Raw genomic sequence first — 17,729 nt, 5'->3', positions numbered from 1 at the left:
GGACATGTACGAGTTCAAGACCTTCTGGGAAGCCGTCGCCGACCTGCCGCACCGCCTCGAATATCTCGAGGTGAACGGCTGGCGCACCCGCGTACTCACCGTCGACGGCCCCGGCGGACCCGACGAGCAGACCGTGGTCCTGCTCAACGGAACCACCGGCCACATCGAGGCCTTCACCCAGAACATCCGTGCTCTGGCCTCGAAGTACCGGGTGGTGGGATACGACTATCCCGGTCACGGCTTCACCACCCTGACCGACCACGACCTCGAGATCCCCGAATACGAGGAACACCTGCTCGCCCTGCTCGACGTGCTCGGCCTGGACCGCGCGCACCTGTGCGGCGAGTCCCTCGGCGGCTGGATCGCGATCAAGTTCGCCGGCCACCACCCCGATCGGGTGCGGACGGTGATCCTCAGTGCCCCGGGCGGTCGCGTCACGACCGCCGAGCGGGTCGACCGTGCCCAGTCGGTCAGCCGCCAGGCCGTCACCGAACCGACCTACGACAACGTCAAGAAGCGGCTGCAGGTCGTCATCCACGACCCCGGCAAGATCACCGACGAACTGGTCCACATCCGGCAGGCGGTGTACTCCCGCGACGGCTTCGGCGACGCCATGCACCACATCGCGGTGCTGCGTCAGCCGGAGACCCGCTACCGCAACCGGGTCACCGACGAGGACTTCGCGGCGATCCCCGTACCTGCATTGCTGGTATGGACCGACCACGAGCCCAGCGGCGGACCCGAGGTGGGAAAGGAACTCGCCGAGTCGATTCCGGACGGCCAGTTCCTGCTCATCGAGAATGCGGCGCACTGGCCGCAGTGGGAGGACCCCGAAACCTTCAACGCCACCGTCCTCGACTTCCTCGCACGAAAAGGCTGAACCATGACAGAGACCAGCGTCATCGAACAGATCGCCGACGAGCTCTATCGCGCCCGCCGCGACGTCACCACCATGGACTTCGTCAGTCCGCGGCTGCCCGAGCGTGATCTCGATGCGGCGTACAGCATCTCCGAGCTCGTCGCGGCCCGGCGGGAGGCCGAACTCGGTGTGCGTCGTGTCGGCCGTAAGGTCGGTCTGACGAACCCGCTCGTGCAGAAGCGGGTCGGGGTCTTCGAACCCGACTACGGCATCATCCACGACGACATGGTCCACTCCTCGGGCGTCGTGATCCCCGCGTCCGCGCACAACTTCCTGCGCATCGAGGCCGAGGTCGCCTTCGTCCTGGCGAAGGACATCCTCGTTGCCGACCCCGATGCGATCGAGGACGCGATCGAATACATCACTCCCGCATTCGAACTCGTCGATTTCCGCTTTGCCGGCAATGTCGGGAAGATCGTCGACACCATTGCCGACAACGCAGGGTGCGACGGGGTCGTCCTCGGCGAGGAACGACACGCCTACGGCGAGGTCGATCTCACCGGTGTCGAGATGTCGATCACCACCGCGACCGGTGACGAGATCACCCGGGGCATCGGAAGCAACGTGCTCGGCCACCCGATCAAGGCGGTGCAATGGCTCGCCGAGACGGCACTGCGGATCGGGCATCCGTTGCGGGCCGGCGAGATCCTGCTCTCGGGTTCGATCGGATACATCGAGCCCTGGCCGGCCGACGTCGAATGCACCGCCACCATCACCGGACTGGGTTGCGTGCGCGCAACCCTCGATTCGAAGGCATGAACCGATGACCGAGAACACCGAGAACACTTCCGGGTCCACACCCGCCGTCACCACCGAGATTCGCGTCGCCATCGAACAATTGGTGGCGGAGCATCATTGGCTGCTCGACCACGGTCACGCCGACCGGCTCTACACCCTGTATGCCGAGGATGCGGTCTCGGTCGGGCCGCTCGGCACCATGAACGGCCGCGACGCCATCAAGGCGTGGGGGGAACGCCGGGTCACCCAGGACGCGGGAACGGTCCGCCACTTCTCGGGCGGCACCCGACTCGCCTGGAAGGACGGAGTCCTCACGGGCACGACCTACTACACGACGTTCCGCAGCACGCAGGACGATCCGCTGCGCCCCGCCAGCGTCGGCGAGTTCCGCGAGGAGTACGTCCAGGTGGACGGGGAATGGCGCATTCGCCGCCGGGAGATCGTTCCGGTCTTCGGCGGCGAGAACGCAGCGGCGCACGCTCGTCGGCTGGCCGAGGCCGACAAGTGACGAGCATCCCCGCCCTCCTCCACGTCGCCACGCCGTCGTTGAGCATCGTCGAAAGCGGCTTGTTCAACGGGTACGACGGGGTTGTCATCGACCTGCAGCACGGTGAAGTCGGGTTGGAGACCGCCTGCACGATGCTTCGGGCGATCCCGCGCGACGTCCGATACCGGTACGTGCGCGTGGCGAGCATCGACTCCGGTCCGATCGGTCGCCTGATGGACAGCGGCGCGCGCGGCATCATCGCTCCGACCGTCGAAAGTGCCGATGAGGCAAGAGCACTCGTGGCGGCGACCAAGTATCCGCCGCTGGGTCGCCGCAGCCTGGGGCCCAGCCGCCCCCAGCTGTATTCCGGCAGCAGCTACACCGAGGCCGGGAACGACGCGGTCGAGTGCATCGTGCAGATCGAGACGCGCCGTGGCCTCGACGCCGCCGAGGAGATCCTCTCGGTGGACGGTGTCGGGTCCGTCTACATCGGACCGGCGGATCTGGCCGTGTCCTTCGGTCTCGGAGGCGGGGCCGACTGGGCGGACGGTCCGGTGTACGACGCGATCGTCGAGATCGCAAAGGTCGCACGAGCATACGGACGAACCTGCGGAATCTACGCCGGTTCCCCCACTTACGCAGTCGCTCTGGCTCGTGCCGAGCTGATCGATTACGTGGGGCTCGGGATCGACCTTGTCATGGTCGGGGCCCAGGCACGCCAGAACATCGCATCCCTGAGGAGTGAATCGTGAACACGGACGTCCTGATCATCGGCGCGGGCCCCACCGGTCTCACGCTCGCGAACCTGCTCGGCCAGCACGGTGTGCGCACGGTGCTGATCGAGGCACTCGACGAGCTCATCGACTATCCGCGGGCGGTCGGTATCGACGACGAGGCCCTGCGGGTCATGCAGTCGATCGGCCTCGTGGACAAGGTGCTGCCGCACACGGTCCCCGACCAGCAGGTCCGGATCGTCAACGGCGAGATGAAGGTCATCGCCGAGATCAACCCCACGACACGTGAATTCGGATGGCCGCGGCGCAACGGCTTCGTTCAGCCGCTGGTGGACCAGGTCCTGTTGGCGGGCTTGGAGCGTTTCGAGACGGTCGACGTCCGGCTCGGCACCGAAGCGATCGACCTCACCTACACCGACGACGAAGCGACGGTCACCGTCAAGTCGGGGGAGGTGACCTCGCAGATCACGGCGCGCTACGTCATCGGGTGCGAGGGCGGCCGGTCCTTCACCCGGACCCGTCTCGGCATCGAGTTCGAAGGCGAGACCCGCAAGCAACGCGGTCTCGTGATCGACGTCGCCGACGACCCGATCGGCACGCCGCACGCGGTGTTCGGCGGTGACCCTACGCGTGGCTACGCCACTTTGAGCCTCCCGCACGGGATTCGGCGCTGGGAGTTCATGATGCTCGACGACGAGGGGGAGGAGCTCGTCGAATCGGACGAGTTCATCTACGGTCTCCTCGCCGATCACGTGCCCGACCCGAAGCGGCTGAACATCATCCGTCGACGTGTCTACACCCATCACGCGCGGTTGGCGTCCCGGTTCCGGGAAGGACCGATCCTCCTGGCCGGCGATGCCGCCCACGTCATGCCGGTGGTCGCCGGGCAGGGATGGAATTCGTGCATTCGTGACGCGATGAATCTCGGCTGGAAGCTGGCTGCGGTGGTGAAGGGCCAAGCCGACGATGCGTTGCTCGACACCTACGCGGAGGAGCGTCGCGACCATGTGAAGGCGATGGTCGACCTGTCGGTCGGCATGGCCAACCTGGTCACCAACCGCAGCAAACTGCGTTCTGCGGCACGTGATGCCGCAGCAGTGGTCGTCGACCGGTTGCCGCGACTGAAGGCGTATGTCTCCGGGCAGGGCTTCAAGCCCATGCCGCGTTACGAGCGCGGCGTCGTGGTGCCGGCGCGGGTGCCCCGGTTGAAGTCGGTACCCGTTGCGGAGGACTTCAAGTCGGCTGTCGGTACGTTGTTCCCGCAGCCGCGGGTGTGCACGACGGCCGCGACCGATCGGCTGCTCGACGATGTGACGGGGTCCGGCTGGCGAATCTTCGTGTGGAACAACGATCCACGGCAGCTCGTCGACAAGGAGAACCTGGAGCGACTGGAGTCGCTCGGCGCACGCCTGGTGCATCTGGTACCTGCCTCCCAGCTTCCGTGGGCAACGGAGAACGCCGGGGACGGTGTGCACGTAGTGGGCGATCCGTCGGGCGTGCTCAAGTCCTGGTTCCATCAGCGGCCGTTCTCGGCGGTGGTTGTGCGACCGGACCATGTCATCGCGGCCGAATGTCTCGCTCAGGATCTCGACTCGACCTTGGAGTCGGTGTTTTCCGCTGCCCGGCTGCGGCCAGCAGAATGCATTCCTCAGTGAAAATGCAATAAGGCTTGACCAATATTAAATCTGTGACATAGTCGATGTTGCGGGCGTCACATCTGCACGACCCATCAAGATCGCCCGGAACAGTCGGATTCCGGAACAGCCGGATTCAGGGAAGAAGGAATTCATGAAGCGGACCTTGTCTGTGCTCGCCGGAAGCGCGGCGTTGGCACTTGCGTTGACCGCGTGCTCCAACGGATCGAACGACGGCGCCGCATCGAAATCGGACAGCGGTCTCGACATCGTGAAGGTGGGGCTTTTCCCCTCGTCGGCGGTGGGTGCCTTCCAGATCGGCATCGACCAGGGCTTTTTCGCCGAGCAGGGAATCGAGATCGAACTCGTCATGGGCCAGTCGAGTGCTGCGCAGTTGCCGGCCGTGAATTCCGGGAGCCTCGACTTCATCCTGGCCAGCCCGACCACGCCGCTGGTCGCGAGCAGCAAGGGCCTCGACGTGCCGATCGTGTCCGGCTACGCCAAGAACCGCCCCGGCACCCTGGGTGACTCCGTCGCCGTGCTCGTCGGCTCGGGCTCGGATATCAAGTCGGCGAAGGACCTCGAAGGTAAGCGGGTCGCGATCAATGCCCTCGGGAGCATCGGCGAGATCGGCATCAAGGAAGCGGTCGCGAAGGACGGCGGCGATCCCGAGTCGATCACCTTCGTCCAGCTCGGGTTCGACCAGGTCGCCGCGCAGCTCGAGAGCGGGCAGATCGATGCCGGAATGGCCGGACCGCCGTTCATCGGGCAGATCCTGAACAACGGTGGCGCCGTCGTCAGCGACTTCATCCCGGCGGCGGGCCTCGATGGCGCCGAGCTGGTCATGGTGGCCGGCAGGAAGCTCATCGACACCAAACCCGATCTGGTCGAACGGTTTACGGAAGCCCTCGACGAAACTCTCACCTACGCCGAAGCACATCAGGACGACGTCCGCGCCCTGTTGCCGAAGGTGATCGGCACCGCCCCCGAGGTCGCTGCGAAGACCGAGTTCATCCAATGGGATGCGAAGTTGGACGCCGACGCGATCGACCAGTTCAGCACCCTGCTGGTGAAGTACAACGTCATGAACAAGGAGCCCGGCGAGAACGTCGTCTGGAACCACTGACCGCGTGGGTCGGGCCGCGAGGCCCGACCCACCCCATGCCTCCGCAACACTCGAAAGGTTGCCTGCCATGAGCGTGGCACAACGAGAACTGGAGAAGCCCGTGGCGGTTCCGCCGCAACGGGACAGTTCCCGAACACCCAGTGCAGTCGCCCCGTACAAGCCGCTTCTCCTCGGCGTGGCCGGCAGTCTGGGCTTTCTCCTGATCTGGCAGGTGTTCTCTGCCATCGGACCGGTCGGTTCGCACTATCTGCCACCCCCGACGGTGGTGTTCGCGGAATTCGTCGAGAACCTGTCCGATCCCGATTTCTGGACCTCGGTCGGCTACACACTGCGTGCCTGGCTGATCGGTCTGGTGGTCTCCAGCGTCGCCGCCATCGTGGTCGGCGTGATCATCGGCTCCAGTACGTTCCTCAGGCGGGCGACCCACTCGACCATCGAGTTCCTTCGGCCCATCCCCGCGGTCGCGCTCATCCCGCTGGCCGCGCTCCTGTACGGACCTGCCCTCAGCGCCGAGCTTCTGATCGTCGTCTACGCCTGCTTCTGGATCGTGCTGGTCCAGGTGCTCTACGGCGTGGCCGACGTCGACAAGGTCGCCACGGACACCGCCCTGACCCTGCAGATGAACTTCTGGCAGAGGGTCCGCTACCTGCTCTTCCCGACCCTGCTTCCCTTCCTCATGACCGGCATACGCCTGGCCGCCACGGTCGCGCTGATCCTGTCCGTCGGCGTCGAGCTGATCATCGGCACCCCGGGTCTCGGCCAGGACGTCGCACTCGCACAGATCAACGACGACGCGCCGGCGATGTTCGCCCTCATCGTCACCAGCGGCGTGCTCGGCATGCTCGTCAACTGGCTGATGGGAACGATCGAACGCAAGGTTCTCTTCTGGCACGCCTCGGTGCGTGGAGGTGTGAAGTCGTGAAAACACTGAAGAGTCTCGGATATTTCGTCGGCCTGCCGATCGTGCTGATCGCAGCGTGGTGGGCGGCCACGCAGGGTGGTGGCAGCTTCTACGTTCCCGACCCGGACCAACTCGTCACCGCGTTCCGCACCGTGTGGCTCGGCGACGGATTCACGCAGGACGCTCTTCCCAGTATCGCGCGTCTGCTGGTCGGCCTGGCGCTGTCCATCGTCCTCGGCGTCGGTCTCGGTATCGCCATCGGTTCGATCGACTGGGTGCGATGGCTGCTCAGCCCGCTGCTCGAGTTCCTGCGCGCGGTCCCGTCGACGATCATGATCCCGGTCCTGCTCCTGCTGATCGGCATCAACGACGCCATGAAGGTCACCGTCATCGTCCTCGGATGTCTGTGGCCCATCCTCCTCAACACCATCAAGGGCGTCGCCTCCATCGACGAGGTTCAGAGCGACACCGGCCGGGTCTACGGACTCACCGGCATCGACCGGATGCGGTATCTCGTACTCCCGGCCGCGGCACCGCAGATCTTCGCCGGCATCCGCCAGAGCCTCGCGGTCGGCCTCGTCCTGATGGTCGTCTCCGAGATGTTCGCGGCCACAGAGGGAATCGGCTACGCCATCATCAACTTCCAGAATCGGATCGACATCCCCGAGATGTGGAGCGGCATCGTGTTGCTCGGGCTGCTCGGCGTGGCGCTGTCCGTGTTGTTCCAGATCGTCCAGGGCCGAGTCCTCGGCTGGTACGAAGGATTGAAGGAAAGTGCGAATGACTGATCACCAAGACGTTCGACTCCGCGTCGACAAGGTCAAGAAGGTATACAGCCGGGACGGCAAAGAGTTCGAAGCGGTCAAGTCCCTCACCTTCGACCTGCACCAGGGTGAATTCGCCTGCCTCGTCGGCCCGTCGGGAAGCGGCAAGACCACACTGCTCAAGTGCATCGCCGGTCTCATGGCGCCGACCTCGGGTGCGGTCGTGCTCGACGGCAGGCCCGTCAACGGGCCGGCCAGGGGTATGGCCGTGGTGTTCCAGGAGTACGGTCGCAGCCTCTATCCCTGGATGACGGTGGCCGCCAACATCGAACTGCCGCTCAAGATCGCCAAGCTGTCCAAGGCGGAGCGTCGCGCGCGTGTCGACGAAGCTTTGCACTCGGTCGGCCTCGAGCAGGCTCGCAACAGCTACCCCTGGCAGTTGTCCGGGGGCATGCAACAGCGCGTCGCCATCGCCCGCGCGGTCGCCACGCACCCGAGCGTCCTGCTCATGGACGAACCGTTCGCCGCGGTCGATGCGCAGACCCGGGCCGACCTCGAGGACCTCGTCCGCTCGGTGTGGAAGCGGCACAACATGACCATCCTCTTCGTCACCCACGACATCGAGGAGTCCGTCTACCTCGGTGAGCGGGTCCTGGTGTTGTCGAGCTCGCCCACGGTGATCCAGGACGACGTGAAGATCGACCTGCCGGACGAGCGGGGCCAGCTCGGCACACGCTCGCTCACCCGCTTCAGCGAACTGCGCGCCCATGTCTACGAGCAGGTGCAGATCGCCAAGACCAACAAGACCGGAATGGTCACCTCACGACAGGCTGCGGTGTTGTGACCGCGATGAACATGCAGCAGAACAACATCGATGCAGACGTTGTCGTCGTCGGCGGAGGTCCCGTGGGGCTCACCCTCGCCCTGCTTCTCGCCGACGAAGGTGCCCGGGTCTCGGTGATCGAACCGATGACCGCCCCGGGGGACCTGCCCCGCGCCATCAGCATCGCCGACGAGTCCTTCCGCATCCTCGAGCGTCTGGGCTTGGCGGACGACCTCAAGGCGGAGTCCTATCTGGACACCGGGGCACGCTATTTCGGTCTCGGCGACCGCTTGCTCGCCCAGTCCAAGCCCGTTCCCTCCCGTACCGGACACCCCGCGAAGTCGCAGTTCGATCAACCCGTCCTCGAACAGCTGCTGTGGGACAGGGCGGTCGAACATCCCGACATCGACTTCCGAACGGGCCAGCGCGCGGTCGCGATCACCCAGGACGGCACGACCGTCACGGTGACCACCCGCTCCGAGGACGGCGTCACCTCGACCGTCGTCGGATCGTGGCTGGCCGGCGCGGACGGTGGCCGAAGCTTCACCCGCGATGCCCTCGGTGTGCCCCTGGTCGGATCGACCCAGGAAGAACGCTGGGTGGTCGTCGACCTGCTGAACACCACCCGCGAGAAGGAGCCTTACGCCGAGTTCCACGGCAACGGCGATCGGCCGTACGTCTACGTCCCCGGCATCAAGGGACGACTGCGTCTGGAATTCATGATGCTTCCCGGCGACGACGCCGAGGAGATCACCCGCCCGGACAAGATCCGCGAACTGGTCCTTCCGTTCCACCCACAGGTGACCCCGGAGGACATCCGCCGCGCAGTCGTCTACGTCGCCCACCGCCGGCTCGCCAAGACCTACCGGGCCGGACGCGCATTCCTCGTCGGTGACGCCGGCCATCTCATGCCCCCGTTCTCGGGCCAGGGACTCAATGCCGGTCTTCGCGACGCGTCGAACCTGGCCTGGAAGCTGCGGGCCGCACTCGACGGTGTGGGCACCGACCGTCTGCTCGACAGCTACGAGTCCGAACGTCGTACCCATGCCAAGAAGATGGTGCGCATCTCGCACATCACCGGCTCGATCGTCATGGCCCGCGGCGTCGCAGCCGCCGCCCGCGACGTCGTCTTCTCCGTGGCGCGACTGTTCCCGCCGGTCCACGCCTATCTGTCCTCCATGCGGTTCATCACCCCGCCGGACTACTCCAAGGGCGTCGCCGTCGATCCGGCACGTGAAGTGGACTCCCGCTTCGCAGAAGCCGTCGGCAAGGCCATGAGCCAGCCGACGGTCGAGACCGCCGAGGGCACCACCTCGCCCCTCGACGCGCATCTCGGAACCGGATGGGCGATCCTCGAACTCGGCCCCACAGGGACCGGGCAGGTCGCGCGCGATCCGTTCTGGAACGGCGTCCCACGGGTGCGTCTTCTCCCACGCGGCCACCATCGTGGCCCGCAGGAGGCAGGGCCCTCCGATCTGACCGACCTCACCGGCGCGTTCGTCGACCCGGCCCGCCCGCTCGGGGTGCCCCATGTCGTCGTCGTTCGCCCGGACCGCTACGTCGCGGCTGTGTTCACCGCTGCCGACGAGGCACGGGTCGTCGCCGCACTACGGACCTACGTCGACCTCTCGCGCAGCGTCGACCGCTCCCGGAGGAAAGAGAACAGATGAGCACTTCTGGTATCGACCGCTACGACGACCTGTTCTGGCGCGACGAGTACGAGCCGATCACCGAATCCGACGAGTTCCTGCAGGAGATCGCCGACAAGGCCGATCTTCCCTCGCTGCTGGTGGCCATCGCCGCCGCTACGGGTGACACCGCCGTCCTCACCGAGGACCTGCGCCCACCGCTGACGCCCGTCGACACGATCGGGCACCCGCACGGGGGGATGTCGGAAACCCAGCAGGACAAGGCCCGCGAGCTCGCCCTCACCGGACTGCGCCGCCTTCGCGACGAGCGGATCACCAGCGTCGGCATGCTTTCCGACACCGCGGTCACCGACGTCCTGGGCTACCTCACCGGCGGCAACGCCGACTGGTCCGACTCGCTCAAGCACGAACTCGATCTGGCCGAGGACAAGAGTGCCGCTCCCGACTGGCGCTTCGAGGACGTCGCCGAGGGGCGCCGCTTCGAGGTGCTCATCGTCGGTGCGGGTGTCTCGGGTATCGCCGCCGGACACCGTTACCGTCAGGCCGGTGTGCCCTTCACGATGATCGACGCCGCCGATCGGCTGGGCGGCACCTGGCAGAAGAACCACTACCCCGGAGTGCGCCTGGACACACCGACTTTCGGGTATTCCTACTCGTTCGCGCAGCGGGTCGACTGGCCCCACCAGTTCGCCGAGGGTGGGGAGATCGACGACTATCTGAACACGGTCGCCGAGCGCGCCGGACTCATCGACCTGATCGAGTTCGGCACCCGACTGGTGAGTTCACGCTGGGACGACGAGGCCGGCGCGTGGATCGTGGTGACCCGGGACGCGCAGGGCGCCGAACGCACCCGCACGTTCCAGGCGATCGTCAGCGCGGTCGGGCAGCTCGACATCCCGAACATCCCCGACTTTCCCGGAGCCGAACGCTTCCGCGGAGTCACCATGCACTCGCAGGAGTGGGACGACTCCTACGACTGGCGTGGCAAGCGGGTCGCGGTCATCGGTACCGGTGCCAGTGCCTATCAGATCGTGCCTGCCATCTACGAAGAGGTCGCTTCGCTGACCGTCTTCCAGCGCAGCGCCCCGTGGATGCTGCCCGCCCCGACCTACCACGACAACCATTCCGAGGCGTTCGCCTGGCTGGTGCGCAAGGTCCCCTACTACGGTCAGTGGTACCGGCTGTGGGTCATCACGCAGGGAATTCCCGGACGATTCCACACCGTCCGCGCCGAAAAGGACTGGCCCGGTGCGCCGTTGAGTGTCTCCGCCACGAACCGGAAGGTGCGCGACGAACTGATCGCGCGGCTGACGGAGCAGTTCGAGGGACGACCGGACCTGTTGGAGATCGCCGTCCCGTCCTACCCGCCCGGTGCGAAGCGGATGCTGCGCGACAACGGCGTGTGGGCGAAAGCGCTGATGGCCGAAAGCACTACGGTGTCGACGCACGCCATCGTGGAGCTGACCGAGACCGGAATCCGTACCGCCGACGGGACGCACCACGAGGTCGACCTCATCGTCTACGCCACCGGATTCAAGCCGTCGGACTACCTCGACGGTGTCGAGGTGATCGGTCGAGGCGGGGTGGAGATCCACGAATTCTGGAAGGGCGACGCCCGCGCGTACAACGGCATCACCGTGCCGGGCTACCCGAACTTCTTCATGCTGTACGGGCCGAACATCGGTGGTGTCGTCGCCGGCAGCCTGCACTTCATGCTCGAGCGCGCCGGGGAGTACTCGCTCGAGGCGATCCGTGAGGTCCTCGACCGGGGCGTCAAGGCTCTCGACGTCACCCCCGAGGCCCTGGACCGCTTCGTGGAGTGGGTCGACCGGGAGAACCGTCTGATGGCGTGGGGTCAGCCCTACGTGCGCAGTTGGTACCAGAACAGCGTCGGCCGGGTCTCACAGGTGTGGCCCTACACCAACGCCGAATACTGGAAGATCACCGAGCACGTGAACCCGGACGACTACGACTTTCTGCCATGACCTCCGTGAGTGCGGGTTCGAGGGAGTTCACGGTCGACACCGGTGTCGTCCGTGCCGAAGTCGTCGAAGGGGTCGTCGACGCCCGAGGTGTGCGGTACGGCGCGCGGCTCGATCGAGCCGACCGTGGTTCCGCGCTGGGACCGCCGACCATCGCGCAGTCGCCGCCTTCCGCCTTTCCCCAGACCGGCGGGATACTCGATGGGATCCTCGGGCAGGCACTCGGTGAACTGCCCCAGCACGAGGATGCCTTCTCCCTGAGGATCCAGGCACCTGCCGACTCGACCGGGCTTCCGGTGCTGTTGTTCGTTCACGGTGGTGGATTCACAACGGGCTCCGGCGAGTCGCGCTGGTACGACGCGCACGACCTCGTCCGCAGCGGACGGATTGTGCTCGTCACGGTCGGCTACAGGATCGGCGCGCTCGGCCACCTCGGTGGCTCGGGCGACGCCGATGCCTCGGCGCAGCCGCTGCGGGATCTCGAGGTGGCAGCGCGTTGGGTTCGGGACAACATCGCCGCGTTCGGCGGCGATCCGGCCAACATCACCATTGCCGGGGACTCCGCCGGCGCGTGGTATGCGCATGCGCTGAGTGTCCTGCCGCAGACCGGAGGAATGTTCGCCCGCACGCTGCTACTCAGCATGCCGCGCCTGGCCCCGTTGTCCGAGTGCGACCACGAGGCGCGGCGCGCGGCATTCGAGGATGCACTGGCACCGGAACGGTTCGCCACCGCTCCGGTCGAGTCGATCCTGGCCGCGCAGCGCACCACTGCGCTGAACTACCGCGGTGCGGGATTCGCCTTCGCCCCGGCCGCCGGGCCGCGGATGCCCGGATGGTTGGGGGAGCCGAAGCTGAGTGCCGCTCGGCTGCACACCTCGGCGCTACTGGTGGTCACCACCGCCGAGGAGACCGCGGCCTTCCTCAGAACACAACCTGCCGAGTCCTTCTCTCGGGAGAAGCTGGAGGACTTCGTGGCGCGCTCGTTCAGCGCTCCGGAGGCGGTGCTCGACCACACGGCCGAGCGGGAGTCGGCATACGAGCAGATGGTGCTCGCCACGACACTGTGGCAGTTCCGATCGGTGGCGTACGACCTCGCCCGAAGTGCCGCAGTCCCAACGAGACTGATGCGCCTCGATGTTCGCAGCTCTCTGGAACGGGCGTTGTCGCCGCACTGCTTCACGCTCCCGTTCGTCTTCGGCGACCGCCATGCTTGGCGCGGTGCGCCGATGATGGAAGGTGTCGATCGGGACACGTTCGAGTGTGTGCGGGCGGCGTTCCGGGACGCGATCGTCCCGTTCGTGCGTGACGGTTCCGGGACTGCTCCGGTGTGGCGACCGGAGAGCCCACGACTCCTCGCTGTCGAGGAGGACGGCGCCCGTGTGGTCGCTCCCGGCGACCTCACTGTCACAGCGGTGACCGAAGGTTCGGTCGGCCGCACTGGTAGAAAGCGATAGGGATCACTTTGTGGTCCCGTCGCGGTGAAAGGAGTTGAGATGGCGAGGCGTCGAGTTCATCAGTCGACCCCGGAAAACGAGCGGGCGATCCTCGATGCGGCGTTGTCCCTGGCTGTGACGGCGGGTTACGAGGGCACCACGATGTCCGAGGTGGCCAGGCTTTCCGGGCTGCCGAACGGTTCCATTTACTACCATTTCGAGAACAAAGAGAAATTGTTTGCGGAACTCATCGAGTTCTGTTTCGAAATCTGGAAGAAGGACCATACAGGTCCGACGAACCGCGACCTGCTGCGTCGTAGCATCGCCGGGTCGGCGGGTGGATCGGCGGATCCGGAGAACAAGGCCGAGGCTTTCTGGGTCCTCGCCCTGATGTTCGCACTGGATCGCCGCCTCGAGGACAATCTGGCGCGCAAGAAGTACCTCGAAGTCCGCAAGGAGATGTTCGAGCACATGGTGCGGCGGGTCGAACCGCTGATCCCGGCGGAGGTACTTGCCGAGGATCCGGAGTTCGGCCGAAAGATGGTCGTGCTCGGCCGTGCTCTGACCGACGGCTTCTATATCGCCGCGTGCGCAGGAGACGACGTCGACTTCGCCGAATTCGCGGACCTGTCGGCAACCGCAGTCGAGGCGCTCATCGCGCGCCGTGCCGAACAACTGAGCAAGGAACGGAATTCATGACGCAGAAGACAGCCGTTGTGGTCGGAGGTGGTTCCGGCATCGGTGCTGCCGTCGCCACGGAGTTGCACGAACACGGATATCGGGTGGCGATCCTGTCGCCGTCCGGACGTGGGCGCAAACTCGCCGAGGAACTCGGCGGTGTGGGGCTGGACGGGACGAACCGCTCCGAGGAAGATCTTCGGGCCGTCGTCGACCTGGCCTTGTCGGAGTTCGGCCGGATCGACACGGTGGTCAACAATTCCGGGCACGGTGCCACCGGTGGTGTGCTCGATTTGACGGACAGCGACTGGCAGGACGGTATGGAGGGCTACCTGCTCAATGTCGTCCGGATGGCGCGTGTGGTGACCCCCCATTTCCTGGAGGTCGGGGGCGGCAGCATCGTGAACATCTCCACCAGTTCGCCGTTCGAACCGAACCCTCGGTACCCGGTTTCTGCGACATTCCGGGCCGGGCTCGCTTCGTTCACCAAGCTCTACTCCGACGAGTACGGCCCTTCGGGTATCCGCATGAACAACGTCCTACCGGGGTGGACCGTCGCCGACCCCTCTGCGGTCGCTCCCGAGTGGACCCAGCGCATCCCGCTGCGCAGGGCCGCCAGCGCGCAGGAGATCGCTCGTGCCGTGCGCTTCCTTGCCGGCGAGGAAGCGAGCTACATCACCGGACAGAACATTCGCGTCGACGGCGGGGTCACCCGCAGCGTCTGAGGTCCGTCCGGGCGGCTGTGTCCGGCGGCTGCTCTCGCGGGCTCAGCCGAGCGACTGCGTGATGATCTTCGTGGTGAGCTCGTAGTGCTCGCGCAGCAGCTTCTCGGCGGTTACTGCGTCCCGAGCAAGTACGGACTCGAGGATCTCCCGGTGCTCTGCTTCGATATCGCGTGATTCTGCAGCCTGTGAGGGTGCCGTCCACTGGCGGTAGAGAACGGTGGCGTCGGCGAGGGTTGCCGCAAGGTCGATGAGTGCCGAGATACGGCAGGGTTCCAAGATCTTTGCATGGAAGTCCTGGTGGGCTTCGAGCCACTCGGGGCTGATGTGGTGAGGGTCGTCGGCCCTGCGGCGAGGTGTCCGCTCCAGCCTGTGGTGGGCGCCGATCAACTCCGATTCCCAGGCCAGGCTCCCGCGCTCGATGGCGAGAGCGACGCCGAACCCCTCGATCCGGCAGCGCAGTTCGGTGAGATCCTGGAGTTCGTCCAGCGTCAACTGGGCGACGAAGAAGCCGCGATTGGGAACGAAGGAGACGAGCTGCTCGCCGGCGAGCCTGGTCAGAGCCTCGCGCATGACGGTAGTACTGGCGCCGTACAGTTTGGAGAGCTCGCCGACCTGCAGCCTCTTTCCGGGTTCCCACCTCCCGCTCAGGAGGTCCGAGCGCAGAGCCTCCCGTGTTTGCGTGCTGAGAGAAGCCCATTTGTCTGTACGCGCCATGAGAACAATATACCGAACCGAGCAGAAAATATTATCACGTGTCTTACTTCTGTCGCCTCGTCAGTGATCGAACCTTCAACGCTGCCTAGCGTGGTGAGAAGCGGCGCAGCCGCAGGCTGTTGCTCACCACGAACACCGAGCTGAACGCCATCGCCGCTCCCGCGATCAGCGGATTCAGCAGCCCGAGCGCGGCCAGCGGCAACGCCGCCACGTTGTAGGCGAACGCCCAGAACAGGTTTCCCTTGATGGTGCCCAGTGTGGCGCGGGCGAGCCGGATCGCGTCGGGCGCCGACGTGAGGTTGCCGCGTACCAACGTCAGATCGGATGCCTCGATCGCAACGTCGGCACCGGTACCCATGGCCAGGCCCAGGTCCGCCTGCGCGAGCGCCGCCGCGTCGTTGACGCCGTCGCCGACCATCGCGACGACCCGGCCCTCCCGCTGCAGCCGCTCGACGACGGCGACCTTGTCGCCCGGCAGAACCTCCGCGATCACGTCGTCGATGCCGACCTGCGCGGCGACCGACTCGGCGGCGCGGTGGTTGTCGCCGGTGAGCAGCACCGGATGCAGACCCAGCGCCCGCAGCTCGGCGATCGCGTCCGCCGAGGTCTCCTTGATCGTGTCGGAGACGACCACGACGGCACGGATCGTCCCGTCCCACGCGACCCACACCGGGGTGCGTCCCGCGGTCTCGGCCTCGTCGGCGGCCAGGCGCAGCGACTCCGGTGCCGTCAGCGACCATTCGTCGCGCAGCCAGGACAGCCGCCCGGCCAGCACCGCGTGGCCGTCGACGAACCCGGAAACGCCTCGGCCCCCGTGGTTCTCGAAGCTCTCGACGTCGGAGAGGGTCCCGGCGCGTTCCGCGACGGCCCGCGCGATCGGGTGCTCCGACGCGTGCTCGAGCGATCCGGCGAGATGCAGTGTCTCCGTTTCGGATTCGCCGTCGGCCACGTGCACCGAGTCGACGCTCATGCGACCGCTCGTCACGGTCCCGGTCTTGTCGAGCACGACCGTGTCGACGCGGCGCGTCGATTCGAGGATCTGCGGTCCCTTGATGAGGATGCCGAGCTGGGCGCCGCGTCCGGTGCCGACGAGCAGCGCGGTGGGCGTGGCCAGGCCGAGCGCGCACGGGCACGCGATGATCAGCACGGCGACGGCTGCGGTGAAGGCCGAGGAGACGGGATCGTCGGTGAACAGGAGCCAGCCGACGAGGGTGAGCAGGGACAGTCCGATCACGATCGGGACGAACACCGCCGACACCCGGTCGGCGAGACGCTGCACCTCGGCCTTGCCGTTCTGTGCCTCGGTGACCAGCCGCGCCATCTGCGCGAGCTGGGTGTCCGCGCCGACCCGGGTCGCGCGGACCTCGAGCCGTCCACCGGCGTTGACGGTCGCGCCGACGACGCTGTCGCCGGGACCGACCTCCACCGGGACGGATTCACCCGTGAGCATCGAGGCGTCGACCGCCGAGGTGCCGGAGGTGACGACACCGTCGGTCGCGACCTTTTCGCCGGGCCGCACCACGAACACGTCGCCGACCGCGAGCTGCCCGATCGGGATGCGTGTCTCGGTGCCGTTCCGCAGCACGGCGACGTCCTTGGCGCCCATGTCCAGCAGGGCCCGCAGCGCCGCGCCGGACTGCCTCTTGGCGCGGGCCTCGAAGTACCGGCCGGCGAGGATGAACGTCGTGACCGCCGCCGCGACCTCCAGATAGATGTGCGTGTCGCCGTCGCCGGAGGGGAACAGATCGAACGCCATCCGCATGCCGGGCATGCCGGCGTGGGTGAACAGCAGGGCCCACAGCGACCACAGGTAGGCGGCGATCACACCGACCGAGATGAGGGTGTCCATCGTGGCCGCGCCGTGACGAAGGTTGGTCCATGCGGCGCGATGGAACGGCAGCGCACCCCACACCACGACCGGGGAGGCGAGCGTCAGGGCGATCCACTGCCAGTTGTCGAACTGCAGCGCCGGAATCATCGACAGCAGCACGACCGGGACGGTGAGGGTCGCGGACACGATCAGCCGCTGCCGCCATGCCGCCGCCTCGTCGGGCTCGGCGGTTTCCGGGGCCGGCTCGGTCCCGGCAGGCGTCGGGGGAGGGGGCAACGTCGCGCTGTAACCGGTGGCTTCGACGGTCGCGACGAGGTCCTCCGGGGCGACCTCTCCGGTGTAGCTGACCTTCGCGGTTTCGGTCGCGTAGTTGACGGTCGCGGTGACGCCGTCCATCCGGTTGAGCTTCTTCTCGATGCGGGCGGCGCACGAGGCGCACGTCATGCCGCCGATCGAAAGCTCGACCTCGTGCAGGGTGTCGCCGGTGGTCATCGGCTCCTTACCTTTCTTTCAGGGGGTTCGAACTGGGCGACGGCCGTAGGCTTCGAACCACCCAGGGACGTCGGACATGGCTTTCATCGCTCTGCTGCC

16 protein-coding genes are annotated in these 17,729 nt (G+C 66.5%); 14 read left to right on the top strand and 2 right to left on the bottom strand.

The window, feature by feature from the left end; all coding sequences use genetic code 11:
- The first annotated feature begins 4 nt into the window (after positions 1 to 4).
- The 14 genes from ACWDTS_RS27430 (at position 5) to ACWDTS_RS27365 (ending at position 14,593) form a co-directional block, all read left to right on the top strand.
- Entirely contained in the window at positions 5 to 880 is an 876-nt protein-coding gene (locus tag ACWDTS_RS27430) for an alpha/beta fold hydrolase (protein WP_197253412.1), read from the top strand.
- A 3-nt stretch (positions 881 to 883) separates the two neighbouring features.
- Positions 884 to 1,678 (top strand): 2-keto-4-pentenoate hydratase, encoded by a 795-nt coding sequence (locus ACWDTS_RS27425; protein WP_197253409.1) that lies wholly within the window; start codon positions 884 to 886, stop codon positions 1,676 to 1,678.
- Positions 1,679 to 1,682: 4 nt separating this feature from the next.
- The gene (locus tag ACWDTS_RS27420) at positions 1,683 to 2,165 is read left to right on the top strand and encodes a nuclear transport factor 2 family protein (RefSeq protein WP_248673594.1); all 483 of its coding nucleotides are present in this window, start codon (positions 1,683 to 1,685) and stop codon (positions 2,163 to 2,165) included.
- Complete coding sequence (locus ACWDTS_RS27415) at positions 2,162 to 2,896, top strand: HpcH/HpaI aldolase family protein (RefSeq protein ID WP_450119414.1); 735 nt, start codon at positions 2,162 to 2,164, stop codon at positions 2,894 to 2,896. The genes ACWDTS_RS27420 and ACWDTS_RS27415 overlap by 4 nt, the downstream gene beginning before the upstream one ends.
- A complete protein-coding gene (gene mhpA, locus ACWDTS_RS27410; protein ID WP_450119413.1) occupies positions 2,893 to 4,533 on the top strand; it encodes a bifunctional 3-(3-hydroxy-phenyl)propionate/3-hydroxycinnamic acid hydroxylase MhpA in 1,641 nt (546 codons plus the stop codon). The genes ACWDTS_RS27415 and mhpA overlap by 4 nt, the downstream gene beginning before the upstream one ends.
- Positions 4,534 to 4,666: 133 nt before the next feature.
- Positions 4,667 to 5,638, top strand: a complete 972-nt coding sequence (locus tag ACWDTS_RS27405; protein ID WP_197253403.1) for an ABC transporter substrate-binding protein — start codon at positions 4,667 to 4,669, stop codon at positions 5,636 to 5,638.
- Between the two features lie 67 nt (positions 5,639 to 5,705).
- Positions 5,706 to 6,560, top strand: a complete 855-nt coding sequence (locus ACWDTS_RS27400) for an ABC transporter permease (RefSeq protein WP_248673591.1) — start codon at positions 5,706 to 5,708, stop codon at positions 6,558 to 6,560.
- Positions 6,557 to 7,327 carry an ABC transporter permease gene (locus ACWDTS_RS27395; RefSeq protein ID WP_450119412.1) on the top strand — a complete coding sequence of 257 codons (771 nt, stop codon included), beginning with the start codon at positions 6,557 to 6,559 and terminating at the stop codon, positions 7,325 to 7,327. The genes ACWDTS_RS27400 and ACWDTS_RS27395 overlap by 4 nt, the downstream gene beginning before the upstream one ends.
- Positions 7,320 to 8,147, top strand: a complete 828-nt coding sequence (locus ACWDTS_RS27390) for an ABC transporter ATP-binding protein (RefSeq protein ID WP_450119411.1) — start codon at positions 7,320 to 7,322, stop codon at positions 8,145 to 8,147. Before ACWDTS_RS27395 ends, ACWDTS_RS27390 begins: the two co-directional genes overlap by 8 nt.
- A gap of 5 nt (positions 8,148 to 8,152) precedes the next feature.
- Positions 8,153 to 9,796: an FAD-dependent monooxygenase gene (locus tag ACWDTS_RS27385; RefSeq protein WP_450119420.1), complete on the top strand. Its 1,644-nt coding sequence runs from the start codon at positions 8,153 to 8,155 to the stop codon at positions 9,794 to 9,796.
- Positions 9,793 to 11,760 (top strand): flavin-containing monooxygenase, encoded by a 1,968-nt coding sequence (locus ACWDTS_RS27380; protein ID WP_450119410.1) that lies wholly within the window; start codon positions 9,793 to 9,795, stop codon positions 11,758 to 11,760. The genes ACWDTS_RS27385 and ACWDTS_RS27380 overlap by 4 nt, the downstream gene beginning before the upstream one ends.
- Positions 11,757 to 13,211, top strand: coding sequence for a carboxylesterase family protein (locus ACWDTS_RS27375; protein WP_450119409.1), 1,455 nt, complete (start codon positions 11,757 to 11,759; stop codon positions 13,209 to 13,211). Before ACWDTS_RS27380 ends, ACWDTS_RS27375 begins: the two co-directional genes overlap by 4 nt.
- Before the next feature lie 39 nt (positions 13,212 to 13,250).
- A complete protein-coding gene (locus tag ACWDTS_RS27370) occupies positions 13,251 to 13,889 on the top strand; it encodes a TetR/AcrR family transcriptional regulator (RefSeq protein ID WP_450111537.1) in 639 nt (212 codons plus the stop codon).
- Positions 13,886 to 14,593, top strand: coding sequence for an SDR family oxidoreductase (locus ACWDTS_RS27365; RefSeq protein ID WP_450111538.1), 708 nt, complete (start codon positions 13,886 to 13,888; stop codon positions 14,591 to 14,593). The genes ACWDTS_RS27370 and ACWDTS_RS27365 overlap by 4 nt, the downstream gene beginning before the upstream one ends.
- Positions 14,594 to 14,635: 42 nt before the next feature.
- Here the strand turns inward: ACWDTS_RS27365 and ACWDTS_RS27360 are convergent, their stop codons facing one another.
- Both ACWDTS_RS27360 and ACWDTS_RS27355 read right to left on the bottom strand, forming a co-directional pair.
- Entirely contained in the window at positions 14,636 to 15,307 is a 672-nt protein-coding gene (locus ACWDTS_RS27360) for a GntR family transcriptional regulator (protein WP_197253388.1), read from the bottom strand.
- 85 nt (positions 15,308 to 15,392) lie between these two features.
- Positions 15,393 to 17,630, bottom strand: a complete 2,238-nt coding sequence (locus tag ACWDTS_RS27355; RefSeq protein WP_450119408.1) for a heavy metal translocating P-type ATPase — start codon at positions 17,628 to 17,630, stop codon at positions 15,393 to 15,395.
- Positions 17,631 to 17,729 lie beyond the last annotated feature (99 nt).

It is taken from the genome of Rhodococcus sp. NPDC003383 (assembly GCF_053589115.1).
Note: the sequence above shows the minus strand (reverse complement) of the source record. Positions and strands in the feature narration are given on the sequence as shown.

Excerpts from the sequence above, each read along its gene's own strand:
- ACWDTS_RS27375 (WP_450119409.1), top strand. The coding sequence starts at position 11,757 with ATGACCTCCGTGAGTGCGGGTTCGAGGGAGTTCACGGTCGACACCGGT.
- ACWDTS_RS27425 (WP_197253409.1), top strand. The coding sequence starts at position 884 with ATGACAGAGACCAGCGTCATCGAACAGATCGCCGACGAGCTCTATCGC.
- ACWDTS_RS27405 (WP_197253403.1), top strand. The coding sequence starts at position 4,667 with ATGAAGCGGACCTTGTCTGTGCTCGCCGGAAGCGCGGCGTTGGCACTT.
- ACWDTS_RS27360 (WP_197253388.1), bottom strand. The coding sequence starts at position 15,307 with ATGGCGCGTACAGACAAATGGGCTTCTCTCAGCACGCAAACACGGGAG.
- ACWDTS_RS27365 (WP_450111538.1), top strand. The coding sequence starts at position 13,886 with ATGACGCAGAAGACAGCCGTTGTGGTCGGAGGTGGTTCCGGCATCGGT.
- ACWDTS_RS27370 (WP_450111537.1), top strand. The coding sequence starts at position 13,251 with ATGGCGAGGCGTCGAGTTCATCAGTCGACCCCGGAAAACGAGCGGGCG.
- ACWDTS_RS27420 (WP_248673594.1), top strand. The coding sequence starts at position 1,683 with ATGACCGAGAACACCGAGAACACTTCCGGGTCCACACCCGCCGTCACC.
- ACWDTS_RS27400 (WP_248673591.1), top strand. The coding sequence starts at position 5,706 with ATGAGCGTGGCACAACGAGAACTGGAGAAGCCCGTGGCGGTTCCGCCG.
- ACWDTS_RS27355 (WP_450119408.1), bottom strand. The coding sequence starts at position 17,630 with ATGACCACCGGCGACACCCTGCACGAGGTCGAGCTTTCGATCGGCGGC.
- ACWDTS_RS27390 (WP_450119411.1), top strand. The coding sequence starts at position 7,320 with ATGACTGATCACCAAGACGTTCGACTCCGCGTCGACAAGGTCAAGAAG.
- ACWDTS_RS27380 (WP_450119410.1), top strand. The coding sequence starts at position 9,793 with ATGAGCACTTCTGGTATCGACCGCTACGACGACCTGTTCTGGCGCGAC.
- ACWDTS_RS27430 (WP_197253412.1), top strand. The coding sequence starts at position 5 with ATGTACGAGTTCAAGACCTTCTGGGAAGCCGTCGCCGACCTGCCGCAC.
- ACWDTS_RS27385 (WP_450119420.1), top strand. The coding sequence starts at position 8,153 with ATGAACATGCAGCAGAACAACATCGATGCAGACGTTGTCGTCGTCGGC.